Origin of the sequence: Arthrobacter sp. zg-Y1110 (genome assembly GCF_025244865.1) — a bacterium.
Taxonomy (GTDB): Bacteria; Actinomycetota; Actinomycetes; order Actinomycetales; family Micrococcaceae; genus Arthrobacter_B.
On the sequence record NZ_CP104272.1, the window covers coordinates 1515803 to 1534434 of the forward strand.

The following is an 18632-nucleotide window of genomic DNA, read 5'->3' on the forward strand; positions in this document are numbered from 1 at the left end:
CCGGGAAGGGCCTTCCCGTGAGACCGGGGGCGGCAGGTGGAGTAGTTGCGGCCAGCATACTCACAAATTCCTAACGCTTACCTGAAAGCACCGGATAAATTAGCAATCCTTATGCTCAACGAGATGTGGCGGGGGTCACTCCGATGGTCTCGCTTGGGTCCGACGGCGAATGGCCGCCTTCTCGCCGGGGTTCGTTCTCGATGGGCATCTCGGGGATGGCGCTGTCCATGCGCTCGGGTGTCCAGTACTCCAGCGCCTCGGCAGCCTCGCCGGGTTCGGCGGTCCGGGAGACAGACAGCGCGCAGGGGTCGGGGTCAGTCGGCGTTGCCTCGGGGGCAGCCTTGTCCGGCGGGGTCGGCTGTTCCGGGACAGACTGGCCCGCAGGCACGGGATCTATGGCGTCCACCGGTCCAGCCGGCGCTGCGTCCGCGCCGCTCGGGCACTCGATCTGCGGGCCAGGGAGGACCGCCGGTGCGGGTTCGATGCTCCGGGTCTGCTCAGCCGGCGCCGAGCCCGCGCCGCCCCCGCATCCAGTGGTTAGCAGTGCGGCAGCCAGGAGTACCCAGCATGCCGCTATCCCTTTACGCATCATTCGGGCAGGCTAGCGCAGTTGGGCAGCCAACGGTGCGGAATGCGGAATCAGTTCGGTTTCTTTTGTGGACGCGGCCTGTCCTTCACCTGCTGTACAGGTGACTGATGCCTAGTAGCCGCGGCTGCTGTTGGGCGATTCGGTTCCGATGACCGTCAGGGACACCTCCGGGTGGTTCTTTTCCACCCGGCGCAGCGCCCAGACATCGTTGAAAACGGCCACGTAGGCGCCGTCGGTGCGTACCAGGACCTCGGCCCCATGCACGTTGGACAGGATTTCCACGGCGTCCACGGTGGTCAGCCGGGCCAGCGAGTAGGAGAGCTGCTCGTAGCGCATGGGCGCATTGAAGTCCTGCGTCATGCGGTCCTCGACCACTTCGAACTGCATCGGGCCGACTGCTGCCAGGACAGGTGCCTGATCGCCGCGCCGGTCCGAGCGCAGCACCTGGATGATGCCCTCGTGCTCGAGCTGGTCGATGCCGCGCCGGAACTGCTTGTACCGGCTGGGGTCCTGGGACCGGGCCACGCGGAAGTGTTCGGGGGAGAAGAACGGAATGGGCGGGTATTCCACCGGTTCCTCGACGTAGAGGCTGTCGCCCACCCGCAGGGCGGAAGCGTTGACCAGCCCGACGACGTCGCCCGGGTAGGCCTGGTCAATCACTTCGCGTTCGCGGCCGAACAGGTGCTGGGCGTACTTGGTGGCGAAGGTTTTGCCGGTGTTGGAGTGTGTGACCACCATGCCGCGTTCGAAGATGCCGGAGCAGACACGGATGAATGCCACGTGGTCGCGGTGGGCCTTGTTCATGCCGGCCTGCACCTTGAACACGAAGCCGGAGAACGGCGCCTCGACGGGGCGGAGCCCGCCGTCCTTGTCCTCGCGGGCGGAGGCCGACGGCGCGAGATCCACCAGGGCGTCCAGGATCTGCTTGACGCCGAAGTTCAGGGCTGCCGAGGAGAAGAGGATGGGGGTGGCCTTGGCGTCCAGGAACTTGTTGCGGTCGAACTCGCGGCCGTCGATGACCAGCTCGGCTTCGTCCAGCGAATCGGTCCAGGCGTCGCCTTCGCGGGCCAGGGCGTCTTCGGGGCTGAAGTGTTCTTCCTTCGCCAGCGAGGCGCCGGAGTTCTGCCGTTCGAAGTGGACGTATTCGTCCTTCTGCAGGTCCCAGACGCCGCGGAAATCGCCGGCGATGCCCACGGCCCAGGTCAGCGGCATCGGCTCGAGGCCGGTGCGTTCGGTGATCTCGTCCATCAGGGCCAGCGGATCCAGGCCGGGCCGGTCCCACTTGTTGATCACGGTGATGATGGGCAGGTTCCGGGCACGGCAGACCTCGAAGAGCTTCATGGTCTGGGTTTCCAGGCCCTTGGCGGCGTCCACCAGCATCACGGCGCAGTCCACCGCGGCGAGGACGCGGTAGGTGTCCTCGGAGAAGTCGGCGTGGCCGGGCGTGTCCAGCAGGTTGATCACGGTGTCGCGGTAGGCGAACTGCAGGGCCGTGGAGCTGATGGAGATGCCGCGGTCCTTTTCCATCTGCATCCAGTCGGAGACCGTTTCGCGGCGGTTTTCCTTGCCGTTGGTGGCACCGGCCGTGCCGATCACCCGGGCGTGCAGGGCCAGCGCTTCGGTAAGCGTGGACTTACCGGCGTCGGGGTGCGAGATCACGGCAAAGGTACGCCGGCGGGCGGACTCCTTGACGATCTCTTTGGTGGCGGTGGCGCTGACGGGGGTGGAAACCTGTTGGGACACTCCGCTGCTTTCAGACTCTGGTGGGTGGGACTGCCGGCGGGGGAACTGCTTACTGCCGGGCAGTCGGCTGCTCAGAACACAGCTTTTTCATTCTACCCGCCCTGTGTCGGGCACCCGGACGGGTGTGTCGGTGCCGCCGTCGTCGCCGTCACCCGCGTTGCCGGCCGGGTGTGCGTGCCGGGAGAGCAGGGGCACTCCCGCAAGCAGGCACACGGCGGCCATGGCCGTCACCAGCACCTGGTAGGGCAGGATCCCGATGAGTACCGCCGCAAGCATCGAGGCCCCCACCTGGGGAAGGTTGGTCATTACCTGCGTTACGGCCGCGGTCCGGCCCTGCATGCCCGGCGGTGTTTCTTCCTGCCGCAGCGTGACAAAGGCGATGATCATCCAGGAAGCGCCCGTGCCCACCGCCGCGACGCCGGCCATCACCAGGGGCAGGAAGGCAAGCGCGGTGGTCAGTACGCCGCCGGCAAGCAGGGCGACGCCGAAGACCATGCAGCGACGGATCCCGAAACGCCGGATCACCAGGCTTGCCGTGAGCCCGCCCAGAACCGCCATGACTCCCTGCGCGCCCAACAGCACGCTGAGGAACTCCGGCGGCTTCCCCAGGCCCTGCTCCACCGTCGCGAAGACCGTCACGTTGAGGATTCCGGTGGCTCCCATGGCGATGCCCAGGGTCAGCAGGGCGCGGCCGAGCAGGCGGTGCCGTGCCATGGAACGGACCCCCGCCGTCGTGCTCTGCCAGAACGTCTCACCGGCATCCCGGACGGTGACCGTTTCGGCCAGTTTCAAGGTGGCCAGGATCAGCGCGGCCACAAGGAAGCAGGCGCTGGCGAGCAGTACAACGGTGTGCATTCCCCAGAGGGCGAGCATTCCGGCTCCTGCCAGCGGCGAGACGATGCGCAGGCCCTGGTCAATGCTGCTCAGGATGCCGTTTGCCGGGGCGAGGAGGCGGGTGTCCAGCAGGTCGCGGAGCAGTCCGGATTGGGCGGCTGCAGTGATGTAGGAGGAAATGGCGTAAACGAAGATGACGGCATAGACCAGCCACACGGTGTCGACGCCGCGGACAGCCAGGAGGGCCAGGACGACGACGCCGGCGCCCAGGTTGTTGATGATGAGCAGCGGTCGACGCCGGTAGCGGTCTGCCAGCCGGCCGGTGAAGGGTGCCAGCAGGGCCGGGAGGCCGAGGGCCGCGAAGACGAGGCCTGCGGCGGCGTCGCTGCCGGTGAGCTGCTTCACCCAGATGGCGGCGGTCAGGAACAGCACCGAGTCGCCGAAGTTGGAGAACACCCAGGCGAACGCCAGTCTTCGGAAGCCGGGAACGCGCAGGACGTCGCGGTTGGTTCCCACTGCCGGCGGCGTCGTTGTCATTCCGGCCCCGGATCAACATTGAGGACGGAGAACAGGCGGACCGGGACCGCTCCTTCGGGGCGTTGGACCGGGTTCTCCCAGCGGCCTTCGAAGCGTCGGGCCAGCTGCCACAGGTCTTCGCGCAGCTGCAGGATTTCTTCGTGGGTGGCGTAGGTGCGGGCCTCGTGCACCGTGGACACCTCGAGGTCCTCCGGGGGAAGTGCGGGGGAGCGGCGGAGCCAGGACTGGATGCGTGCCAGCTGGCGGTCCACCTCTATGGCGGCCACGGCGGAAACCGCGTGCACGGAGCCGGGCGCCTCCGGATCGATGACGTGCGAGCGGTGGAGTGCAACCGTCTTCCACGGCTTTTCCCGCCCTGCCTGCTGGACCTGTTCGATGAAGCCGTGCCTGGCCAGGATGCGCAGGTGGTAGGAGCAGCTGGCTACGGATTCGCCGATGGCTGCGGCGCACTGAGTTGCCGTGGCCGTCCCGGCGTCGTCCAAGTGGCCGAGCAGTTCCAGTCGGACCGGATGCGCCAGGGCCCGGATCTGCACCGGATCGGCGAACACTTGCTCGCCGGGCGCTCCGGGGGTTGCCGCGTGCTGTCGAGGGCCGGGTTCGGCCGGGTCCGGGGTCTGGGTCATGGGTTGAGGCTAGGTGCTAAAGGAGTCTTTAGCAAGGGTTCTTTAGGTTGGGGTGTGGGGTTGCTGGTGTGCGGGGATGGCGTGGATGGTGCTGGGGTCGCGGGGGTCGGGCTGGGGTTGCGGGGCGGGGTGGGGAGGGTGCTGGTGCTGGTGTGCGGGGATGGAGTGGACCGGTGCTGGGGCTGGGGTCGCGGGGCCGGGGTTGCGGGGCGGGGTGGGGAGGGTGCTGGTGCTGGTGTGCGGGGATGGCGTGGACCCGGTGCTGGGGCTGGGGTCGCGGGGCCGGGGTTGCGGGGCGGGGGTGGGTGGCGTGGATGGTGCGGGGCTGGTGCTGAATCCCTGCGATATGTCGCAATCCCTGCGGTTTGTCGCGATCCCTACGCCGCGCGGCGCAGGGATTGTCACAAAGTGAAGGGGTCTGGACAAACCGGAGGGACTCGGGCCGCGGGGCCAGGGTGGGTGCTGGTGCTGGTGTGCGGGGATGGCGTGGATGGTGCGGGGCCGGTGCTGAATCCCTGCGTTATGTCGCAATCCCTGCGGTTTGTCGCGATCCCTACGGTTTGTCGCGATCCCTACGCCGCGCGGCGCAGGGATTGTCACAAAGTGAAGGGATCTGGACAAACCGGAGGGACTCGGGCCGGGAATCTGGACAAAGCGCAGGGACATGGACAAAGCGCAGGGATTCGGAGTGGGGGACGTGGACAAGCCGCAGGAATCCGGACAAACCGGAGGGACTCGGGCCGGGAATCCGGACTAACCGAAGGGATCCGGACAAAGCCAGGGATTCGGAGTGGGGACGTGGACTAACCGAAGGGATCCGGACGAAGTCAGGGATTCGGAGTGGGGGACGTGGACTAACCGAAGGGATCCGGACGAAGTCAGGGATTCGGAGTGGGACAAACCGAAGGGATCCGGACGAAGTCAGGGATTCGGAGTGGACAAGCCGAAGGGATCCGGAGGGCGGAGCGACACGCACGGACCGGCACGACGGCACGGCCGGACACATACCGCCGGTCTGGTTACCGGCGCGCCGGAATCGCTTATTGTGGTGCACGGCACATGCCTTGCGCATCGCGTGCCGCCCCGGGTCCCGAAGACTTGGCGACCAACCTGCCTTACAACGACGAAAGGCCCTCGACCATGGCTGAAGCGTTCATTATTGACGCCGTCCGCACTCCCGTCGGCAAGCGCAACGGGGGGTTGAGTAAAATCCACCCTGCCGACCTCGCCGCGCACGTGATTGCCGAAACGGTTCGGCGCACGGGGATCGACTCCGAAGAGTATGACGAGGTCATCCTCGGCGCCATCGACCAGGTGGGACCGCAGGCCATGGATATTGCCCGCACCTCCTGGCTCGCGGCGGGCCTGTCCGAACGTGTCCCCGGCACCACCGTGGAGCGCCAGTGCGGCTCAGGCCAGCAGGCCGTGTCCTATGCGGCGCAGGCCGTCATGAGCGGCACCAGCGATCTGGTGATCGCCGGCGGCGTGCAGAGCATGTCCTCCGTCCCGTTGTCCTTCGCCAACTCAGCGGCCAAGGAGCTGGGCTTCCCGAATCCGTTCGCCGGTTCCGTGGGATGGGAAAAGCGCTACGGGAACCAGCAGATCTCACAGTTCATCGGTGCGGAAATGATGGTGAAGCAGTGGGGGCTGAGCCGTGAGGAGATGGAGGACTTCGCCGTCGAATCCCACATCCGCGCCATCGCCGCGCAGGCCGAGGGACGCTTTGACCGGGAAATCCTCGCCATGAACGGGGTCACCGCAGACGAGGGTCCCCGCGATCCCGACCGCGCGAAGATCGCCACCCTGGCTCCGCTGGCCGAGGGCGGGCACCTCACTGCAGCCACCTCATCGCAGATTTCCGACGCCGCCGCCGTCCTGCTGCTTGCCTCCGAGGATGCCGTGCGCCGTTACGGCCTGAAACCGCGGGCCCGCATCCACTCCATCTCCGCCCGCGGGGATGACCCGGTCATGATGCTCAGCGCCCCCATCGAAGCAACCCGCCATGCATTGAAGCGCACGGGGATGAGCATCGAGGACATGGACCTGCTGGAAATCAACGAGGCCTTCGCCTCCGTGGTGCTGGCCTGGCAGCGTGAGCTCGGCGTGGATATGGACAAGGTCAACGTCAACGGCGGCGGCATCGCCCTGGGCCACCCGATCGGCGCCACCGGTGCGCGGATCATGACCACCCTGCTGCATGAACTCGAACGCACGGGCGGCCGCTACGGACTGCAGACCATGTGCGAGGGCGGCGGCCAGGCGAACGTCACCATCATCGAGCGGCTGGACGAGGGCTTCCGGCTGTAGGCGGTGCGGGACGGGGCGGCACGCGCGGGTCGGCTACCACTGGGCCGGCCCGCCCCGTTTGACACGTGACAGCGCTCACATCAGACTGGAGCAAGTTTTCTAATACGCACCACTTGTTTCCAAGGTGTGCGTTTCGAAGAAACACTCCATCCGCTCACGCTGTGCGCAGCCCGTTCCGAAAGGCTGGCCATGGATACCCCCACTCCGGCCCGGTCCCTGTCCGAAAACGATGTCCTCGAAGCCGCGGCACGCCTGGTCGGCGCGTTCTCCCGCACGGGCACCGAGGAGTACTTCGCGGCGTTCGCTCCGGACGCAACCTTTGTCTTCCACACGGAGCCGGCCAGGCTGGAAAGCCGCGCCGAATACGAGGCGCTCTGGGCGTTCTGGCTCACTGAAGGCTGGTCCGTCTCGGCGTGCCAGAGCACCGATGCACATGTGCAGGTGTACGGTGCCAGCGCCGTATTCAGCCACACGGTGCTGACAACGGCGGGTACGCCGGGGGCAACGGCGACGACCAGGGAACGGGAAACGATTGTCTTCGTCCGGTCCGGTGACCGGATCCTGGCTGTCCACGAGCATCTTTCGCCGGTGCCGGACCCCGGCTTCAGCCTTGAGCCGGCGGATGCGGGTGCCGCAGAAGGCGCCGACGCCGCCGTCACGCCCGTCGTCGTTGTTGCCTAAGGGGAATCCGATGTCAGCAACCGCGCAGCCGTCCGCCTGGGCCCGTCTTTCCCGCCGCCTCGACAAGGACGCCGAGGGCTACGGTCCGCTCCGCGGCACCCTCGGCGTCGGACGCATCGGCATGATCTGGCTGGCCGCGAACCTGGTGGTCACCACTCTGCTCACCGGTACCCTCTTCGTTCCCGGCGTCAGCTGGCCCATGGCACTGGGCATGATCGTCCTGGGCACCCTGATCGGTGGCACAGTGCTGGTGCTGGTGGGCAACATGGGCACCCGCACCGGGCTGCCCACCATGTCCCTGACCAAGGGGTCTTTCGGACTGCGTGGCTCGTTCCTGCCCGTGGCCGCAAACGTGGTCATCCTGATGGGCTGGAGCTGGGTCCAGGCCATGCTTGCCGGAGTCACGGTGAACTTCCTGGTGGAACGCGCCACCGGTTTCTCCAGTCCCGTCCTCTTCTCCGTGCTCTGCCAGCTGCTGGTGGTGGCCCTGGCCATCTTCGGCCATAAGGGCATCGCCCGGGTGGAGCCGTGGCTGGCCCTGGTGATCCTGGCCATCATGGCCTACGTCTTCGCCGTCGCGTTCCGGGAATTCCCGGTGGCCGACTTCGCTGCCATTCCCCGGGACGCCGACGCCGGGATGTCAGCGATCTCCGTGCTCGACGTCGTCATTGCCACAGCCATCTCCTGGACGGTCCTTTCCGCCGAGTTCAACCGGCTGGCGAAGTCCCAGACCGCCGGCGTGGCCGGCTCCGCCGTCGGTTACGTGGTCTCGACAGTTCTGGCCATGGCGCTGGGCGCCACCGCGATTGGCTACGTTGTGCTCGACGGCGGCGAGGCGGTGGGCTTTGATCCGGCCCTGATCGTGGCGATCTTCGGCGCGCCGCTGGCCGTGGTGATTTTCCTGTCCGTGATGGCTACGAACACCATGGTGGTGTACGGCATGGTCTCCTCCGTGGTGAACATGGTGCCGTCCCGGCGGATCCGCTTCCTTCCCACGGCCGTGGTGCTGGGTGCCGTGTCCGTCCTCGGTTCCACCTGGCTGGGCCTGCTGGACAGCTTCACGTCCTTCCTGACCGTCATCGGCGCCCTGTTCATTCCGGTGTTCGCGGTGATGATCGCGGACTATTACGTAGTGCAGAAACGTTCGTACAGCGCGGACATCCTGCTTGGCGACGGCGGGCGCTACTGGTTCCGGCGCGGCATCAACGCCGCGGCACTGGTGGCCTGGCTGGCGGGCGCGGGTGCCTCCGTGCTCCTGACCTATGTGCTGCCCAGTCCGCTCGGGGCCACCATTCCCACCTTTGCGCTCACCTTTGTCCTCTACCTCGGCTGGTGCGCGGTGACCGGCCGCGTGGTTGCAGGCCGACCGCAGTCCCTCCACCTGAGCGAGCCCGCCCCGGTTGCGGACGGAACGGTGTAGCCGATGCAGGTTGTCGACCTCAGCCATCCGATCCGCACCGGAATGCAGGTTTTCCCCGGCGACCCGTCCGTGGAGCTAAACAGTGCGGCCACAGTAGCTGCGGACGGCTTCGCCGTGGCGCAGCTGCACTTGGGCAGCCATACCGGAACGCACCTGGACGCGCCGCTGCATACGGTGCAGGACGGTACTGCCGTGGACGCGATGCCGTTGGAGGCCCTCATGGGTCCCGCACGGATAGTCTCCCTGCCCGAGCCCGCCGCCAACACCGTCCTCCGGTGGAAGGACGTGAGCGGGCAACTGGCGGGCCTGCTGCCCGGAACCATCGTGCTGTTCTCCACGGGCTGGTCCCGGTACTTCAACACCGGTACCTACCTGCAGCACCCGGCCTTCGACGCCGAAATCGCCGAACGGCTCGTAACGGCGGGGGTGCGGCTGGTCGGAGTGGATACCCTCAACCCGGACCCCACGCCGGGACCGGCCGAATCCGGGCAGGCCCAGGGTGGGACGTTCCTGCCGTTCCACGATGTGTTCCTGGGTTCAGGAGGCGGGATCGTCGAGAACCTGACGAACCTGGACGCGGTGCCGTGGCCGGAACCGTGGTTCTCGGCGCTGCCCCTGCGGCTGGAGGGACTGGACGGTTCGCCCGTGCGTGCCGTGGCGCTTAAGCCCTGACCCGATCCCGGTTCCGGCGGTCCTGCACGCGGCCGAGCAGCCGGTCACCCAGACAGGCTCCCGCGGCACCCACCAGATACGCGGGAAGGTCCCAGGGGTTGAAGGTAGTGCCAAACACCAGCCGCAGCGGCGGCCACGCGGTTCCCCACGTCGTCGGATAGCCGGTGAGCTGGAACAGCTCGACCAGGACGCAGAACACGACGGCGGCACCTGCTACCCGCCACAGCCGTGCCCCCGGGAGAACGAAGGCCAGCAGCAGGTACAGAAGCGCGGCATACAGGATCCCGCCGGACGCGTCGCCCAGTATCCCCGGCAGCCCGGTGCGGGCGACCAAGCCCAGCACCAGGACCGCGACGGCGGCGCAGGCAAGGGCAGCGCGGCGGCGCAGGCGTGAAGTTTCGATGCCGCCACTGTATGCCATGCGCTGCCTGCGCCGGACGGGTCTGCGGAGCAGGAGGACTGGCAAAGGCCGGGTAAGCGCCTTGTTCGGCACCTACCCGATAGGCTGAGGCCCCGGGACACGCCTCCCCGGCCAAGAGTCGAATTACACCTGGAGGAATCAATGAAGACTGTGCCCTTCGGCAGTACCGATCTTTTGGTGCCCAACGTCGTTGCGGGAATGATGCGCATCGCCGATGACACCGATGAGCAGATTCGTGCCCTGTACACGGCGTCCCGCGAGGCGGGAATCGACTTCTTCGACCACGCCGACCTGTACGGGTTCAACCACCCAAGCGGTGGCTACCACCTGTGCGAACGCCGTTTCGCCGAGGCGCTGCAGCTGACCTCCTCGGAGCGCGGACAGATCAACCTGCAGACCAAGACGGGCATCGTCGACGATCCGTGGGGCTATGACCAATCGTACGAACACATCGTCTCCTCGGCAGAGGAATCACTGAAGGCGCTGCGCACCGACTACCTCGATGTGCTGCTGCTGCACCGGCCTGACGCCTTGGTCGAACCCGAGGAAGTCGCCCGTGCCTTCGACCATCTCGAGTCCAGCGGCAAGGTTCGCTCCTTCGGCGTCTCCAACCACACCCCGCGCCAGATCGACCTGCTGAAGACCGCGGTGCGGCAACCGATCGTGGCCAACCAGGTGCAGCTCTCCATTACGCACTCCACAATCATCGCCCAGGGCCTGTCATCGAACATGGCCAGCCATAACGACTCGATCACCCGCGACGGCGGCGGCCTGGTCGACTATGCCCGGATCAACAAGATCACCCTGCAGGCCTGGTCGCCGTTCCAGAGAGGCTTCCAGGGCGGCGTCTTCTTCGGCTCGCCCGACTACCCGGAGTTGAACGTCGAACTCGACAGGCTCGCGGTGAAGTACGGGGTGACCCCTACCGCGATCGCGGTCGCCTGGATCACCCGGCATCCGGCCGGGATGCAGGTGGTCCTCGGGACCACGACGCCGCAGCGCGTCACCGATGCCGCACAGGGATCGGACATTCCGCTGACCAGGGGCGAGTGGTACGGACTCCTTCAGGCGGCCGGCCACAACGTGCCCTGAGCGGGTCCTTGTCCCGCTGAAGGTATGCCCTCACATCAGCCCGGCGGCCCAGCGCAGGCGCAGGCTCTCCTCCAGCTCCTGCTCGGCGATCCGGCGTTCGATAGCAGTCAACTGTTCCTCCAGTCGGGGGATCCACCTATTCTCTACAGCCCGCTGCCGCGTTCGGGTGGCCGCGAGTTCCTCCGACACGAGCAGCAACGCCCGTTGCCCGGCCGCCGCGGCCACGGCCGCTTCCAAGGCTTCCCGGTGCGCCGACGCCGCAAACGCCAGGGCGGAGCTGCCGCCGGCCGGCGGAGACGTCGGCACCGTGCAGGACGCAGATTCGGGATACGAGATGCCCATCGCCCCGCCCCACTGCACCACGGCGACCGCCGGGTCCGGTGGGGCCGCCTCCAGCAGCCGGTCCGCACCGTCCAGCCCGGTACTGCGCTGCAGCCACACCGCAGCCGTCCGGGCGCTGGTTTCCCAGGTACGGATACCCGCATCAGCGCGTTCCTGCAGCCCGTCGATGGCTGCCTGCAGGATGCGCTGCTTCCGGTCCAGCAGCTCGGCCCCGCGCCGGGCCGTGGCGAGCCGCCGCTGCACCTCGGACCGCTCGGCGCGGCTGCCGCCGGACCGGAACCCGCTCACAGCTGGACTCCGCTCATGGCACCGTCGCGCCCGTCCCGGGCAGGTACCGGTCCAGGAATTCGGCGGACAGCATGGTCAGTTCCCGCCGCGGCAGCAGCGACAGCGCCTGCCAGGCAAGGTCCAGCGTCTGCTCCAGGGTGCGCAGCTCGTCCCGGCCCTGGTTGAGCAGTTCCTTCTCCACCACGGTGCGGAACTCGATGTAGGCCTTGTCGGTCTCGCTCAGCGCGGCGGCTCCCACCAGTTCGGCCAGTTCCGCTGCGGACCGGGCGCGGGCCATGGCGGACAGGATCTGCGCGGCGACGTCGAGGTGGTCCTCTCGGGTGCGTCCCCGCCCGGCACCGCTGCGCATCAGTCGTGACAGGGAGGACAGCACATCCACCGGGGGATAGATGCCGCGCGCGTCGATATCGCCGTCGAGCACCACCTGCCCCTCGGTAATGTAACCGGTCAGATCCGGCACCGGGTGGGTGATGTCCCCGGCGGGCATGGTCAGCACCGGCACAATGGTCACCGATCCCTCCCGGCCCCGGACGCGTCCGCAGCGTTCGTACAGGGTTGCCAGGTCGCTGTAGAGATAGCCCGGGTAGCCGCGCCGGGCCGGGATTTCCCGGCGCGCAGCGGACACTTCGCGCACCGCCTCGGCGTAGCTGGTCATATCCGACATCACCACCAGCACGTCGGAACCGTCGTCATAGGCCAGGGACTCCGCGATGGTCAGGGCGATGCGCGGGGTCAGGATCCGTTCAATTACCGGATCGTCCGCGGCGTTCAGCAGCAGCACCAGCTCACCGGCGGCGGAACGTTCCTCCAGCCGGTCGCGGATATAGGCGATATCGGCATGCGTCATGCCCATGGCCGCGAACACCACCCGGAAGGCCCGCCCGGAGGATGCGGTCGCCTGGGCAGCGATCTGCGTGGCCAGGGTGAGGTGCGGCAGCCCGGGGATGGAGAAGATCGGCAGCTTTTGGCCGCGGACCAGGGTGGTGAGGGCATCCACCACGGAGATGCCGGTGATTACCGGGTCCTGCGGCGGTTCACGGAAGACGGGGTTCAGCGGCCAGCCGCCCACCGGGGAAGTGTGCTCCGCGGTGACCGGCGGGCCGCCGTCGAGCGGCTCTCCCCGCCCGTTGCATACCCGGCCGAGCCAGCCGGTGCCCACCGGGACCGCCAGCGGCCGGCCCTGGAACCGGACCTCCACTCCGCCCAGTGCCATGCCCTCGGTGCCTTCGAGGACCTGCAGGGTGGTCTCGTCGCCGTCAATCTCCAGCACCAGTCCGTGCCGCTGGGGACCGCCGTCGACGTCGACGGTAGCGAACTCGTCCCAGCCCACGCCCTCCGTGTCGCCAAGAACCAGCAGGGGTCCGCGCAGTTCACGCACATCGCTGTGGCCCACCCGTGCCCGGTTGCCGCTAGCCATGGGCATCTCCCGTCGATGGCTGATCCAGTGTTTCGGTAAGCTGCCGCACGAAGGCCCGGCCGCGCTCCTGCACGCCGGCGGCATCCGTGGGCCCGGTATCCTCGCGCAGGCGCAGGATGGGGGAGAAGTCATAGCGGTCGACGTCGGCCGGCGGCACCCCGCGGGCCACCAGGGTCTGGCAGGTCTCCACCACGTCCAGCACCGCCTGCAGCAGGGCGGCGCCCTTTTCCTCGGAGCTGTAACCGTCATTGGGGCTGAGCGCGTTCTGCAGCAGCACCCCGTCACGGATCAGCCGCCCGCCCAGGAGGACCATCTGTTCATGTCCGGGGAGGGAGGAGGCACCGATGATTTCCGCCAGGGCAGTCAGCCGGTCAGCTTCCGAGAGGAGCAGGGAGGCCTGCGCACGGCGCTGCGCCCACTGCGGATCCCCGTGGGCGGAGTACCAGCGGCCCAGCGACTCGGCATCCCGGGAGAAGGAGCCGCGCCAGCTGACGGCTGGGTAGTGCCGGGAGTAGGCGAGGTCCCGGTCCAGCAGCCACAGCGTGCGGACAAAGCGCTGGGTGCCGGTGGTCACCGGTTCGCTCATGTCCCCGCCCGGAGGGGAGACCGCTCCGATCACGGTGACCGACGCCGTCGCCCCGCCCAACGTGCGTACCCGGGCGGCACGTTCGTAGAACGCCGCGAGTTCGCTGGCCAGGGAAGCCGGATACCCTTCCTCGGCGGGGAGGTCGCCGTTGCGGTTGGCGAACTCGCGCAGCGCCTCGGCCCAGCGGGAGGTGGAGTCGGCAATCACGACGGCGTCGTAACCCATGTCCCGGAAGAACTCGGCCACGGTGACTCCGGTGGCGATGGACGCTTCCCGGGCCATCATGGGCATGTTGGAGGTATTGGCGATGATGACGGTCCGGTCAATCAGCTTCCCGCCGGTACGGGGATCGTCCAGCCCGGAGAGCCCTTCCAGGACGTCGGCCATCTCGTTGCCGCGCTCGCCGCAGCCCACATAGACAATCACATCCGCATCGGACCACTTGGCGATCTGCTGCAGGGTGAGGGTCTTCCCGGTGCCGAAGCCGCCGGGTACCGCGGCTGCCGCGCCGCGGGGAACCGGGAAGAGCAGGTCCAGCACCCGCTGCCCGGTCTGCAGCGGAACCACATCGGTGATGCGCTCGCCGAAAGGCCGGGGGCTGTGTACCGGCCAGCGCTGCGCCAGCGGCACCTCCACGCCGCCGATCCTGGCCACGGGATCCAACGGCCGGACCTTGCCCTCGGCCAGCCAGGTCAGTTCCCCGGAGACCGACGGCGGTGCCAGCACGCGGAATTCGATCGTTCCCACGCCGGGCACGGTGCCCAGGACCTGGCCGGCCCGCACCATGTCGCCGACGGCTACCGACGGCGCGAACTCCCACCGGGTTTCCAGCACTGCCGGGTCTTCGGCCGAGCTCTGCCGCTCCTGCGTGAGCCACAGCGGAGCCGAGGACAGGGGGCGCAGCAGCCCGTCGAAGACCGTGCCCAGCAGTCCCGGCCCCAGCAGCCCGGCCAGCTGATGGCCGGTCCGCTCGGCACGGTCGCCGGCCTTCAACCCGCCGGTGTATTCATACGCCTGAAGGGTGGCTTCGTCGCCGTTGATGGCGATCGCCTGCGCGGCAATGCCGTCCGGACCGATGTTGACCACCTCAAGCATGGACAACCCCGGCAGTCCGCTGACTTCCACGAGCGGTCCGCTCACCCGGGTGATCCGGCCGTCGCCTGCTGATTCAGCCGGGCCCGGAGTCCTCACGCGTCGTCCCATAACCGCCGCACCTCCCCGGCGTGGTCCTCCAGTGCCTGGTCTGCCAGGGTGGGCAGCGACAGGTCCAGCCGCCGCGAGCCGGCTGTTCCGATGACGCCGCCCTTGTAGCTTTCGGTCACGGATGCCATGGGGCCGAGGACGCGGCCCGCCTGCGCGGTCAGCCGCCGCAGGATCTGCGGGTAGCGCGGGTCCCTACGGACTTCATGCACCTGTTCCTGCACCTGCTCGGCCAGCAGCGACCGCAGGCGTTCCTGTTCGGCCAGCACCGTCCGGCGTGCCTGCCGGCGGGCGCGGGCGGAGGACGCAGCGGCGTCGGCCCTGGCCGCCTCGGCCCCCTCGCGCTGCGCAGTTCGGCGGATCGCGTCCGCCTCCGCCTGGGCCCGGCCGAGCAGATCCGCCGCCTGCTGCCTGGCCTCGGAATCCAGCCGGGCGGCTTCCGTCCCGGCGTTTCGGCGCAGTGCCTGGCGCACCGGGTCCAGGGCTGTCTCGGCGCCCTGCGGCAGCCGGGTCATGAAGGCAGCACCGCAGTGAGGGGCGACGCCGGATCCGTCAGTTCGATGCCCAGCTCCGCGGCGGCGTCGGGCGTCAGCAGGACAACGCACACCGAGTCGGGCAGGTTGGCCCAGACCGCCCGGACGTCCGCTGCTCCCGCGGCCGGGTAGAGCACCGCTCCTGCCAGCCGGTATCCCTCCAGCAGGGCAGGGTTGCCCACCGCAGCGACACTTCCTTCCCGGCGGGTCATGCCTGGCCAATGAGGATGATGGAAATGATCAGCCCGTAAATCGCGATGCCTTCCGCCAGCCCAACCACCACCATGGCGCGGCCGAAGATTTCCGGCCGCTCGCTCATCGCCGCCAGGGCAGCCGAACCGGTGTAGGCCACGGCGATGGCCGCGCCGATGGAGGACCCGGCGACGGCGATGGCGGCGCCGATCAGGGCCGCACCGCTGCTGTCGCTGCCATCGGTCGCTGCAGCGACCGCGGTGGCGGCAGCTCCGCCGTCGCCTGCCGTGGCCGGGGCCGCATTCAGGGCGGAGACCAGCAGGGCCAGTGCTCCGGCCATCAGGACGCCGTTTAACCCGAGCAGCGCGCGGACCCCCGCCCGGCGGCGGCGGCGCATCAGGGCCAGGGCGCCCCCGGCCAGCAGGACGGTAAGGAACAGGGCCAGTGGAAGGACGGCAAACCAGGGATTCACGGCAGAGGCCTTTCAGCAGGGGCGGGGGACGCGGGGCCAAGCTCGGGGGCCCAGGGACGGAACCGGCGTCCCTCCTCGGTGAAGACGCGGGAGAAAAGCTCGTAGTACTCCAGCCGCAGGGCCTGGATTCCGGCAACGAGGCCTTCCAAGGCGAAGGTGAGCACGTTGCCCAGCACGAACATCAGGATGGCGGGAATGATCCGCCAGCCCGGTTCCCAGATGGCCGTGGTTGCCTGCCAGACCACCATCATCAGGGCAGCGTGGGTGAGGCCGAATGCGGCCAGCCGGGTAAAGGACACCAGGTTGGAAGCGAGCTGAACCACTGTGTCCACCAGTTCCACGGTGGCCTGCAGCCCGCCGGTGGGCCCGCCGCCGGATTCCACGAACAGGCCGATGAAGATGAACACCAGTGCGATCAGTGCCGCGGTTCCGGCGGCCACCAGGATCACTGCGCTGCCGGCCAGCAGACCCCAGGCCACCAGCCCGATCGCCGCGAACAGCAACGCGCCGGCCAGCCCCGAGCGGGCGTAGAGGGCGTACGCCCAGCCGCCCTCGCGGACCCGGTTGATGGTCCCCAGCGCGTAGGACCCGGCCAGCAGGACGGCGCCCAGCACCAGGGCGGCGACGATCAGCGGGATGGGTTCTTCGAGCGGTTCCAGCCACAGCACCGGCAGCACATGGGTGGGACCGAAGAACTCACCGTACAGGAACCCGAAAAACACCGCAGCGGCACCCGCGCCGGTAATGAACAGCCAGGTGCGGCGGTAGCGGTCCAGCCACGGCACGCGTAGGAACCGGACCAGCAGCCCGGCAATGACCAGCAGCGCCCCCTGCCCGGCGTCGCCGAACATCATCCCGAACATCACCACGTACGCCACGGCGGCTATCCGCGCAGGGTCCAGGTCCGCATAGGGGACGGTGGTGTAAGTGTCCACCAGCAGCCGTGAGAGCCGGGGCCTGCGTCGTTCCTCGCCGGTGAGCTGGGTGGGTGGCTGCACGCCGTGCGGCCGGCGCAGCGGAACCGCCGAGGCGCCGTGCGGTTCCAGGGCCTTCCGGAGTTCCGGCAGCTGCCGGGTGGGGGACCAGCCAACCAGTGCGGCCACGGGACCGTGCACGACGGCGGCGTCCGCGGCGCGGTCCAGCTCGTCGGGTCCGTCGCCGGGGTCGTAGGGAAGATCCAGTTCGACGGCGGCGCTGCCCGCCACCTCGGTCAGCACGGGACGGCCGGCGTCCAGGGGCCAGACCAGGGCAATGCGTTCCATCCGGACCGGGCTGAGGGTTTCACGCCACGGCATCGAGCACCTCGCTTCTCCCGGTGCCGGCCGCTGCGGCGGCCAGGGCGGCCCGGACCCGCCAGGCATCCGCGGCCAGGACCGCCATGGCCCCGACAATGACGTCCGGGCCGGGCAGGCCGGCCCGCAGCAGTCCGAAACCGTCCGTTTCCACCTGCGCGGCGAGACGGGCCTCCGCCCGCCACAGCTCCTGCGGTTCCTGCACCTCGCCCAGGACCTGTCCGGCAGCCGGGCTCAATGCCGCGGTCAGCTCCGGCAGCGACGCAGCTTCGGTCCATCGGGTGCCGATCAGCGGACGGAGCAGGGATACCAGCCGGTCCGTGGTGCCGGTTCCGGTCACCAGCAGCAGGCGGGCGGCCAGCAGCACGGCACCGGCAACAGCCCACGGGCGTGTTGCAGGGGCGGCCGAGGCCAGCCGGCGCAGCCAGACGGCCGTGAGCATATCCGGCAGGGACACGGCGGGGCCGGGGTCACCCCAGGGCGACGCGGCCAGCATCGCCTGCAGCGTCTCGGGGGAATCGGCGGTCTGCAGCCGAGGCCAGGCCGTGGCCAGCCCGCCCAGGTCGAACACGGGGGCCGAATCGGCGCCCGGCTCCAACCCGGCCCCGGTGCCGGTGTTCCGCCGCAGTGCGGCGGCCAGGGCAACGATGTTGTCCGCCTCGTACCGTGCGGCGGCGGCCCGGACCAGCTGTGTGTCCTGGCCGGCCGGCAGCCAGCCCGCCAGGACACGCAGCTGCCAGAGCACGGTACGCCGGGTGGCCTGCTGCGCAGCTCCAAGTGTGCGGGTGCCGGCCAACTGATCGGCGTACACCGATCCTTCCAAGGCCTCTACGGCGGCCGGCAGGTCCGGCAGCGCGGAGAGTTCCCGGCAGGTGCCGGCGCCTACCCTCCGCTGCGCCATGGACCGTGCCCTCACGGTGGCCGCCACCCAGTCTGCTCTCATCAGCCGGTGTCCGTTCCGCGGCCCAGCAGGTCCTGTACCAGGTCCGCCACAATGGCGGAAGCGAGTTCCGGCACCCGTGATTCGCCGTGGCTGCGGAGTCTCTGTGCCTCTTCCCGGGCTTCGCTAAGCAGGTGTTCATTTTCGCTTGCGGCTTCGGCGGAAACCCGCGCTGCGGCTTCGGCACGCACGGCACCACTGTTCATCCGGGCCTGTTCCACCAGGGCAGCGGCCTGGCGACGGGCAGCGGCGACGGTCTGCTGTGCCTGGGCTCCGGCGGTTCGGGTCTGTTCGCTGCCCTCGGCGATCGTTGGTTCAAGTGCTTCGAAGACGGGGATGAGCTCCGCGGCTGTGCCTTCGTCGTCAGTAGCCGGGACGCCGGCAGGACCGGCCGGTCCTGGCGCGCCGACGGGTCGGAAACGGTCCAGCAGGCTGTTGCGTGCCATGCGGC

Annotated in this window: 19 protein-coding genes; 5 read left to right on the top strand and 14 right to left on the bottom strand. The window is 68.7% G+C overall.

Annotated features, from left to right (window positions below):
- Positions 1–115: 115 nt before the first annotated feature.
- From N2K99_RS06950 to N2K99_RS06965, 4 genes are all read right to left on the bottom strand, one after another.
- Positions 116–592 (bottom strand): hypothetical protein, encoded by a 477-nt coding sequence (locus N2K99_RS06950; RefSeq protein ID WP_227933306.1) that lies wholly within the window; start codon positions 590–592, stop codon positions 116–118.
- Positions 593–700: 108 nt separating this feature from the next.
- Positions 701–2332, bottom strand: coding sequence for a peptide chain release factor 3 (locus N2K99_RS06955; RefSeq protein WP_227933307.1), 1632 nt, complete (start codon positions 2330–2332; stop codon positions 701–703).
- 87 nt (positions 2333–2419) lie between these two features.
- Entirely contained in the window at positions 2420–3703 is a 1284-nt protein-coding gene (locus N2K99_RS06960; RefSeq protein ID WP_227933308.1) for an MFS transporter, read from the bottom strand.
- Positions 3700–4326: a helix-turn-helix domain-containing protein gene (locus N2K99_RS06965; RefSeq protein ID WP_227933309.1), complete on the bottom strand. Its 627-nt coding sequence runs from the start codon at positions 4324–4326 to the stop codon at positions 3700–3702. Before N2K99_RS06965 ends, N2K99_RS06960 begins: the two co-directional genes overlap by 4 nt.
- Before the next feature lie 1140 nt (positions 4327–5466).
- Between N2K99_RS06965 and N2K99_RS06970 the strand changes: the two genes are divergently transcribed.
- From N2K99_RS06970 to N2K99_RS06985, 4 genes are all read left to right on the top strand, one after another.
- The gene (locus tag N2K99_RS06970) at positions 5467–6633 is read left to right on the top strand and encodes an acetyl-CoA C-acetyltransferase (RefSeq protein WP_227933531.1); all 1167 of its coding nucleotides are present in this window, start codon (positions 5467–5469) and stop codon (positions 6631–6633) included.
- 189 nt (positions 6634–6822) lie between these two features.
- The gene (locus N2K99_RS06975) at positions 6823–7314 is read left to right on the top strand and encodes a nuclear transport factor 2 family protein (protein ID WP_227933310.1); all 492 of its coding nucleotides are present in this window, start codon (positions 6823–6825) and stop codon (positions 7312–7314) included.
- A 10-nt stretch (positions 7315–7324) separates the two neighbouring features.
- Positions 7325–8734: a cytosine permease gene (locus tag N2K99_RS06980; protein WP_227933311.1), complete on the top strand. Its 1410-nt coding sequence runs from the start codon at positions 7325–7327 to the stop codon at positions 8732–8734.
- 3 nt (positions 8735–8737) lie between these two features.
- Positions 8738–9406, top strand: coding sequence for a cyclase family protein (locus N2K99_RS06985; protein WP_227933312.1), 669 nt, complete (start codon positions 8738–8740; stop codon positions 9404–9406).
- Here the strand turns inward: N2K99_RS06985 and N2K99_RS06990 are convergent.
- The gene (locus N2K99_RS06990; RefSeq protein WP_227933313.1) at positions 9396–9827 is read right to left on the bottom strand and encodes a DUF2809 domain-containing protein; all 432 of its coding nucleotides are present in this window, start codon (positions 9825–9827) and stop codon (positions 9396–9398) included. The genes N2K99_RS06985 and N2K99_RS06990 overlap by 11 nt on opposite strands.
- 141 nt (positions 9828–9968) lie before the next feature.
- Between N2K99_RS06990 and N2K99_RS06995 the strand changes: the two genes are divergently transcribed.
- On the top strand, positions 9969–10919 hold the full coding sequence (locus N2K99_RS06995; RefSeq protein WP_227933314.1) for an aldo/keto reductase family oxidoreductase: 951 nt from the start codon (positions 9969–9971) through the stop codon (positions 10917–10919).
- 30 nt (positions 10920–10949) lie between these two features.
- Here the strand turns inward: N2K99_RS06995 and N2K99_RS07000 are convergent, their stop codons facing one another.
- From N2K99_RS07000 to N2K99_RS07040, 9 genes are read right to left on the bottom strand one after another with little or no spacing between them, the layout of a single operon-like run.
- A complete protein-coding gene (locus N2K99_RS07000) occupies positions 10950–11549 on the bottom strand; it encodes a V-type ATP synthase subunit D (protein ID WP_227933315.1) in 600 nt (199 codons plus the stop codon).
- Between the two features lie 13 nt (positions 11550–11562).
- The gene (locus N2K99_RS07005) at positions 11563–12966 is read right to left on the bottom strand and encodes a V-type ATP synthase subunit B (RefSeq protein WP_227922283.1); all 1404 of its coding nucleotides are present in this window, start codon (positions 12964–12966) and stop codon (positions 11563–11565) included.
- Positions 12959–14743 (bottom strand): V-type ATP synthase subunit A, encoded by a 1785-nt coding sequence (locus N2K99_RS07010; RefSeq protein ID WP_227933316.1) that lies wholly within the window; start codon positions 14741–14743, stop codon positions 12959–12961. The genes N2K99_RS07005 and N2K99_RS07010 overlap by 8 nt, the downstream gene beginning before the upstream one ends.
- Positions 14740–15267, bottom strand: a complete 528-nt coding sequence (locus N2K99_RS07015; RefSeq protein ID WP_227933317.1) for a hypothetical protein — start codon at positions 15265–15267, stop codon at positions 14740–14742. The genes N2K99_RS07010 and N2K99_RS07015 overlap by 4 nt, the downstream gene beginning before the upstream one ends.
- Positions 15264–15467 (bottom strand): hypothetical protein, encoded by a 204-nt coding sequence (locus tag N2K99_RS07020; protein ID WP_227933318.1) that lies wholly within the window; start codon positions 15465–15467, stop codon positions 15264–15266. Before N2K99_RS07020 ends, N2K99_RS07015 begins: the two co-directional genes overlap by 4 nt.
- A 26-nt stretch (positions 15468–15493) precedes the next feature.
- On the bottom strand, positions 15494–15949 hold the full coding sequence (locus tag N2K99_RS07025) for an ATP synthase subunit C (RefSeq protein ID WP_227933319.1): 456 nt from the start codon (positions 15947–15949) through the stop codon (positions 15494–15496).
- A complete protein-coding gene (locus tag N2K99_RS07030; RefSeq protein ID WP_227933320.1) occupies positions 15946–17244 on the bottom strand; it encodes a V-type ATPase 116kDa subunit family protein in 1299 nt (432 codons plus the stop codon). The genes N2K99_RS07025 and N2K99_RS07030 overlap by 4 nt, the downstream gene beginning before the upstream one ends.
- Complete coding sequence (locus N2K99_RS07035) at positions 17231–18184, bottom strand: hypothetical protein (protein WP_227933321.1); 954 nt, start codon at positions 18182–18184, stop codon at positions 17231–17233. Before N2K99_RS07035 ends, N2K99_RS07030 begins: the two co-directional genes overlap by 14 nt.
- Positions 18184–18627: a hypothetical protein gene (locus tag N2K99_RS07040; RefSeq protein WP_227922273.1), complete on the bottom strand. Its 444-nt coding sequence runs from the start codon at positions 18625–18627 to the stop codon at positions 18184–18186. Before N2K99_RS07040 ends, N2K99_RS07035 begins: the two co-directional genes overlap by 1 nt.
- Positions 18628–18632: the final 5 nt, after the last annotated feature.